The 7,376-nt window shown below is 66.4% G+C and carries 6 protein-coding genes; 3 read left to right on the top strand and 3 right to left on the bottom strand.

All coding sequences use genetic code 11. The features are described from left to right. The first annotated feature begins 192 nt into the window (after positions 1 to 192). Complete coding sequence (locus D7V97_RS37040) at positions 193 to 1,854, top strand: acyl-CoA dehydrogenase family protein (RefSeq protein WP_120615324.1); 1,662 nt, start codon at positions 193 to 195, stop codon at positions 1,852 to 1,854. A gap of 281 nt (positions 1,855 to 2,135) precedes the next feature. Beyond that, positions 2,136 to 4,031: a hypothetical protein gene (locus tag D7V97_RS37035; protein WP_120615323.1), complete on the top strand. Its 1,896-nt coding sequence runs from the start codon at positions 2,136 to 2,138 to the stop codon at positions 4,029 to 4,031. Between the two features lie 152 nt (positions 4,032 to 4,183). Here D7V97_RS37035 and D7V97_RS37030 read toward each other — a convergent pair whose 3' ends face one another. From D7V97_RS37030 to D7V97_RS46235, 3 genes are all read right to left on the bottom strand, one after another. Next, a complete protein-coding gene (locus tag D7V97_RS37030) occupies positions 4,184 to 4,465 on the bottom strand; it encodes a hypothetical protein (RefSeq protein WP_199729075.1) in 282 nt (93 codons plus the stop codon). A 706-nt stretch (positions 4,466 to 5,171) separates the two neighbouring features. Then, entirely contained in the window at positions 5,172 to 5,465 is a 294-nt protein-coding gene (locus D7V97_RS46240; RefSeq protein ID WP_233583465.1) for a hypothetical protein, read from the bottom strand. Positions 5,466 to 5,505: 40 nt separating this feature from the next. After that, positions 5,506 to 6,261, bottom strand: coding sequence for a hypothetical protein (locus D7V97_RS46235; protein WP_233583464.1), 756 nt, complete (start codon positions 6,259 to 6,261; stop codon positions 5,506 to 5,508). A gap of 657 nt (positions 6,262 to 6,918) precedes the next feature. On the opposite strand from D7V97_RS46235, the gene D7V97_RS46230 reads away from it, so the two are divergent. Further along, on the top strand, positions 6,919 to 7,376 hold a 458-nt coding region (locus D7V97_RS46230), incomplete at its 3' end, for a hypothetical protein (RefSeq protein WP_233583463.1).

Genomic DNA, 7,376 nt, shown 5'->3' with positions numbered 1-7,376 from the left:
TGCCAGGACCGGGTTCGGCGCGGCGGCGGGCGTCTCCAGCGGGGTGATGCTGCGGTTCGGGTCCTGCTCGTCGTCCTGGGAGGACGGACCCGCGCCAGGAGGGGGCCTGCGGAAGAAGTCGGTCATCACGGCTCCGGCAGAGGGGCGGCCAGTCTACTCCACCACCCCGGGCCAGGGTGTTAACTTCGGGGCATGAGCTTCTTCCAGGCGCCCCCCGGTCTTGGCAACCAGTACGACGACGACGCGTTCCTGCAGGGATATCTGGCCCGCACCCTGCCGGAGGACCTTCGCCGCTCGATCACCGACGACTTCCGCGAGCTGGGGGAGCTGGGCGGCAAGCACTTCCACGAGTTCCAGCTGCGCGACCGGCTGAACGAGCCGGTGCTGACGCAGTGGGATGCGTGGGGCCAGCGCATCGACCACATCGAGGTGTCGCCGCTGTGGAAGGAGGCGGAGGCGCTGACGGCGCGCAAGGGCCTGGTGGCGGTGGCCTACGAGCAGAAGAGTGGCGCGCTCAGCCGCGTGCACCAGTTCGCGTTGAACTACCTGGTGCAGCCGTCGCTGGATGTCTATTCGTGTCCGCTGGCGATGACGGACGGCGCGGCGCGCTCGCTCCTGTCGCTGGGCAACCAGGCGCTCATCGACCACGCCCTGCCCCACCTGACGTCGCGCGACCCGGCGACGTTCTGGACCTCCGGGCAGTGGATGACGGAGCGCACGGGCGGCTCGGACGTGGGGCTGACGCTGACGGAGGCGCGCAACTCGCCCGAGGGCTGGCGGCTGTACGGGACGAAGTGGTTCACGTCCGCGACGACGGCGCAGATGGCGCTGACGCTGGCGCGGCCCCAGGGCAACGGCCCCGGCGGCAAGGGCCTGGCGCTCTTCTTCGTGGAGACGCGGGACGCGGCGGGGAAGCTCAATCACATCCAGATCAACCGGCTGAAGGACAAGCTGGGAACGCGCAAGGTGCCCACGGCGGAGCTGACGCTGGACGGGACGCTGGCGACGCCGGTGGCGGGGCTGACGGACGGCATCCGCAACATGGCGATGATGCTGAACGTGACGCGCACCTGGAACGCGATGGGCGCGACGTGGAGCATGCGGCGCGCGCTGGCGCTGGCGCACGATTATGCGAAGCGCCGGGTGCAGTTCGGCGCGCCGCTGTCGGAGAAGCCGCTGCACATGGACACGCTGGCGGGGCTGGAGGCGGAGTTCCAGGCGGGCTTCCTGCTGGCGTTCCGCGGGGTGGAGCTCCTGGGCAAGCTGGAGACGCGCACGGCGACGGAGCAGGAGCAGCTCTTGCAGCGGCTGGTGACGCCGCTGGCGAAGCTGACGACGGGCCGGCAGGTGGTGCACGTGACGTCGGAGGTGACGGAGTCCTTCGGCGGCGCGGGCTACGTGGAGGACACGGGCCTGCCGCGCATCCAGGCGGACGCGCAGGTGCTGTCCATCTGGGAGGGCACGACGAACGTGCTGTCCCTGGACGCGCTGCGCGCGCTGGCGAAGGAAGGCACGCTGGAGGCGTACTTCCACGAGGTGGAGGCGCGGCTCGCGAAGGTGACGGACGTGGGCCTGCGCCCGTGCGTGCGGACGGCGCAGGACGCGCTGGAGCACGCGCGGGTCTGGGTGGCCGGCGCGATGGCGAACCCGACGACGCTGGAGGCCGGGGCGCGGCGGTTCTCGCTGACGCTGGGGCGCACACTGGAGTTGGCGCTCCTGAGCGAGCACGCGCAGTGGTGCCTGGACCACGGACACGGCCCGCGCACCCGCGCGGCGGCGCGACGGTTCCGGCAGAACGGCGTGGACCTCATCCAGGACGAGATTGATCTGGATGACTCGCGGCTGCTGGGGTGAAGCGCATGCCGGGAGGGGGGCATGCGGGAGGTGCCCCCATCAAGTCTTGAATCCTATCACTTTCGAGAGTGATAGGATTTAACAGGTAGATGCCAGACATTCGTCGTTTCGTTGCAGTGCCATGTTCCATCGCCCTGGGCCTTGTCCTGGGCTGTCAATCCGACGCGTCCCTCTCACCGGATGCAGGTCCCGCAGCGGCCCACGCATCTCCGTCAAGTGGAGCAGCGGAGCCCCGCGAAGGAGAGAACCCGCTCGTCGACCCCAATACCCTTCCCGGAGTCATGTGCGCGTGGGTCGCGAACGCCGCGGGGACCACCCAGCAGACGTTCTGTGCCCATGGCAATCAGGGGCTGGCGTGCAGGGGGAATCTCTCGCGAACCTGTGACCAGGAGGACCCAGGCCCTGGAGCCCCCCCGTGGCCCCGCACCATCTGGTATCAGGCCGCCATTGATTGGGCGAAGCAGCAGGGCCATCCCAAGGTCACCCTCGATCCCGGCGCCATCACCATCACCGCGAGCACCTCGCAGGTTGTCGGGCCCCCGTATTCACCAGTGGGCATCCATGTCCCCTCCGGCATCCACCTGAAGGGCTCCCGCGACACCACGGGACCGACCATCATCAACGTGGGCCTCGAGACGCCACTGGACGCGCTCGTCCTCGTGGCGGACCTGACTGCCGCGCCGATGCTCTCCGACGCCAGCGTGTCCTACCTGGACCTGGTGGGCACCACGGACGCGTCCTTCAGCCTGGGGCAGGAATGCCCGGCGACGGCTGACACGCTCACCTCCATCTTCCAGCTGGACGCCCAGCCGCCCCAGCTCGCGCCCGGGCCGTGGAACTTCATCCATCACAATCGCGAATTTACCGCGGGGCTCCGGGTCCTTCAGTCCAATGACATCACGGGGGCACCCGTCAACGTGCACCACATGAAGGTCACGCATCTGGCGATGGGCATTGCCTATGGCTGGAACACGTCGAACACCCCGGAGGATCCCAACTGCGAAACGCAGCCTGGGCTGACCCTGACAGTCAACCCTTCCCTGCTGCCGGATGGAGGATGCCCTACGGGCTCGGATATGCGGATGCTTCGCCGCAGCGCGCTTGCCACGGAGTGCCGGCCGGTTTCCTGCGCCGCATCCCCGCCGCCCAACACGCCCCAGTGCCCCGATGATGCGGGGACCTACTATCCGTCGACCCCGTATGAGGAATCTGCTGAGTCAAAGGATGACGCGGGCAACCCCCTCCTCTATCCGTACTGCATTACAAAGGGGCCGGGGAGCGCCCTCCCCAACTACTGCAACGTGCATCCGTACGAGTTCCGCGGGAACATCAACGCGCGCTCGCAGATCCACAACAACTCCATCTGTGACGTCCGGGTGGGCATCAACGTGCTGGGTGGCAACATCGACGTGACGAAGAACGTCGTCATCCGGCATCCCACGGCGGCGGCCAACCACTTCGCCCTCAGCTCCGATGGCCACATGCCCTATACGCAGAACACCACCTATTCGGAGAACTACGTCTCGGGCTTCACCCTGGGCTTCCTGACGGATGGCAATCAATACATCGTGGTGAATGACTGCGCCTTCCGCCAGCTGACTGGCTATGACAAGCGGGAGTTCGCGACGGTCCAGAACTTCCTCGACCTGTCGCAGTTCATGCTGGACGACTCGCAGCACCGCAACTTCCAGACGGACCCGCAGCGCGGCTTCATCGACCACGTCTACATCCGGGACAATCGCTTCTACAAGAACGTGCTGGGCCTCTCGATGTACCGGGTCAACTGGGGTTTCATCGGGTTCAACACGATTGATGGACAGGGTGCGGCAGCGTCGGCGGCCTATGGCATCCAGCTCTCCAACACGCTGAACAGCTGGGTGTATGGGAACACGCTGCGCAACACCAATTACGCCATCGACATCGGTGGCCTGCCTGGGTACCAGTCCCTGCTGGGCTCTTGCTACAACGGCATCCACACGTACTGCAGTGGCCCTGGCTGCCCGGTCTGGGCCAGCTACCCGAATGCCTTCTCCGGCAGCGGCGTGCAGACGCTGTCGCTGGCGGATGGCGGCACGAGCAGCACGGCCTGCAACGTCGTCTACCACAGGGGCTATTGTGGTGATCCGGCGACGCCGCCGCTGCCGGGCACCGCCGACCCGGTGTGCTTCGCTAACTGAGAACGCTGCTCCTCGGTGAGACGGGAGGCCCGGCCGATGATGCCAGGGCCTCCCGGGGAGCTCGCTCGCAGGCTGCGCCGCAGACTCCGCGCGGGGCGCCGCCTTCCGGGCCGCTGCCTTCTTCGCGGGACTGAGAGCGAACTCCATGCGCTTCAGGGGGCGTACTGATACCGCTCGATGATCCGTCCCTCAGGGGAGACGGCGTAGAGTTCGAACCAATCGAACTCGAAGTTCCCACCGGGACCAATTCCCTCGCAGTGGTCGACACGGCGATTCACGCGGACGATGTAGACGCCCTTCCCTTTCCCCACGACCACTTCCAAGGCCTGGGCGGTGAAGATGCACTCATTCCGACGGGACTTCGGGAAGCGGCTCACGACATCTTGGAGGGCGGCGTAAGACGCCAGAATGGCGGGACCGTCCAAGGTCGCCATGGGCTGTACATCCTCTGGCCATTCAAAGGCAGACTTCGATCCGCTCTTGAGACCTGTCCCTGCATCCGTGGCAGGTGCGGCACGCGTCAGAATGGGAACACCCGCATCTGGCTTCGTGGGGCTTTGAGGCGCTGGGGGTGTTCCCGCGTCCGCGAGGAGCATGACCCACACAAGCATCGGATGGAGCATCATCACGGCGTTCCAGTTGGACCTTGGGCCCAGACGCAGGGCGCTACCAGCGCAGTGCAGGAGAACATTCCGGCATGACTCCGCTACGTCGGAGAATATTGGATGAGGCGGGGTGGCACGTTGCCTGGAAGGTCCAGCCTGAGTCGCGGCCCACCCATTTGAACACCTCGCCTGCCTGGTTCCATTTGTAGAAACGCGGCGCATCCCGATGTCCCGTGGCGAGCCATCCCCACGCAGGAATGGGCTTCCCCTGGGAGTCCCGAGCAAGCCTTCCGCTGGGGGTGGCCGCGTACGCAACCAACACCCAGCCTTCTTCGCCGACCTTCAATCGGGGCCAGTTTTTGAGATCCTGGCTGCTCGCGCCTGCGCCGCAAGGGTGGTTATGCGCATAGCCGAAGACAGGCAGGTCATCGCCAAACTCCGCATCATCGACTCCGCCAAACGGCGGCCAACACGATCGCGTCGCGTCCAGGACATTGCGCACGGGCCAGGAAGCACGCCAGTCCCTGGGCGTTCGCTAGAGCGCGACGCAATACTCGGTGGCATCCGCCCGGGGCCGACCGGTCGACGGCTCACAGGCATCCGCGGCACCAGGAAGACCCATGAGCGAAGACAACGTGGTCAGGACCAGATCCTCTGGAACCTGGGTCCCGTCTTCGATGACCACGGGCACATCCGGCCATGGGCCCGGAGCCACCGCGAGGAAGGAGTTGCCCTCTCTGCGGCGCAATTCCTCGTTCAAGTAGTAGCGTTTCGCGCCCGCGCAAGCGACCAGCGTCCCTACGAGCACGCCGGCCACGAGTCGAGCCATGCCGCGCCTGGATGACACATAAAGGCGCGGCACTGCTTTTTCAGCCCTGCTTGAGGGCGTCTTCCACGTACCGGACGCCCTTGGCCGTGATGGCCTTGCCCTTCTTGGTGTCCTGCGCGTAACCGGCGTGCAGGCGCAGCGCCTTGGCGGCGTTCGGCGCGGCGTACGTCACGCCCAGCCCGCTCCAGAAGCGCGACGTCGTGCCCGATGTGATCTCCACGTCCAGGGACTTCGCCAGGTACAGCGGGATCAGCGAGCGCAGGAGCTGGTCCTTCTCCTTGCCGGCGGAGACCAGGTCCTTCTGGCGCGCGTGGCTGCGCAGTGCGGCTTCCAGCACCGACACCGCGTCCTCGCTCGCCGGCTGCGCCGCGGACTTCGCGCGGGGCGCCGCCTTCCGGGCCGCTGCCTTCTTCGCAGGTGCCTTCTTGGCCGCCGCCTTCTTCGCAGCGGGGGCCGTCTTCTTCCGGGCAGCAGCAGCCTTGCCCACGCTCTTCTTCGCCTTGGGCGCCGTCTTCCGACGTGCCGCAGTCGCCAGTTCCATACGCCCCTCGAAGGGAATCTCTACCACTGTCGCGTTGATGTTGCGTTCTGACACGGTCGCGGGAGCGACGACCTCGTGCACCGAGGCGTGCGGGGTTTCCGAGTGCACCGGCCGGGAGACACGGGTCGGCTTCGCTTCACTCGTGGGCGGCTTCCCCTGCGCGTAGTACCGCACCCAATCGCTGGCCTCCTCCATCACCTCCGTGAGGCCCACGCGATCGAGCAGCGACCCCAACCATCGAAGACTGTTGCGCACTTGGAGAACCCTCCCGTTCTGATCCACGCTACTACACTCCCGACGGACGCCACCTATATCGCCAGCAATACGGGTTCTTCCATGCCCTCGTGGGTATCTCTGACGGATCCATTCTCCCGTCCGTTGATGCCTTTACGGGAACAGACGTGCAGATGTAGCGCCCTGCTGCGGCACCAACTCCCCACGCGAGGCATGGAGCCCCTTCTTGCGCTCGGATCCCCCTTCTCACCGAATCGCGATCGCCGGACTGTTGCTGCTCGCGGCGTGCGCGACCCCGAAGGTGCCCGGCACCCCCATGCGCCAGACACAGTGCCGTGCGGTCCCGACGGTCGAGGAATGTCGAGCCGCGGCGGAGAGCATCGACGACGCCTGTCTCCGCGAGTGCATCCAGCTCCAGTGCAGCGGTGTGCTGGTGAAGTGCAGTGACTACATCCAGCAGAAATGCCGGGATGATGGGAAGAAGCGCAGGGGTGACATCGGTGGCTTCGTCTTCCGGGGCGAGCAGACGTGTCGCCAGCCCAAGGCGGAAATCTACTGGTGCCAACTGCCCATGTCCGACAGGTGCCGAGCACAGACGATGGTCCACGAACTGGCACACTCCTGCGGATGGAATCATGGCGATGGCCATGGAGTCCCCGGCGACAGTGGAGAACTCAGATGCAGATGAGGCACCTCGTCCTCGCTTCCTTCGTGACGTCACTGCTCTCCGCTCCAGGATGTCGTCGCGTCGCTCCCCCTCAGCACATGCCAGAGACGGCGCCCGCCGCGCGTCCCCTCCTCGAGTTCCAATCTCCCCGTTACGACGGAACGGCCCTCTCCGGGCGCATCCTGGTGGGAGCCGAAGCGGGGCCCCTCACGCTGGATCGGCGGCTCATCGAGAACACCTCCCTGGAAGTCGCCGCGGTCCTGGACTGCGCGACAGCACAGCCCGTGGAGTTCCTGGTCGCGGACCGCTTCCCTCCTCCAGCCCGTGAGGAGGACCTCCTGAAGCTGGAACCCGGATACTGGTTCGGGGCCGAGGTCGAATTCCCGCTGTTCGACGAACGGCTCAACGGCAGGCGCGGTCCAGACTGCATCGACCTCACCCTCACCTTCCACCCGAAACCTCCAGCCCC

This window comes from Corallococcus sp. CA053C, assembly GCF_003611675.1.
In the GTDB taxonomy this organism is placed as follows: Bacteria; Myxococcota; Myxococcia; order Myxococcales; family Myxococcaceae; genus Corallococcus.
Note: the sequence above shows the minus strand (reverse complement) of the source record. Positions and strands in the feature narration are given on the sequence as shown.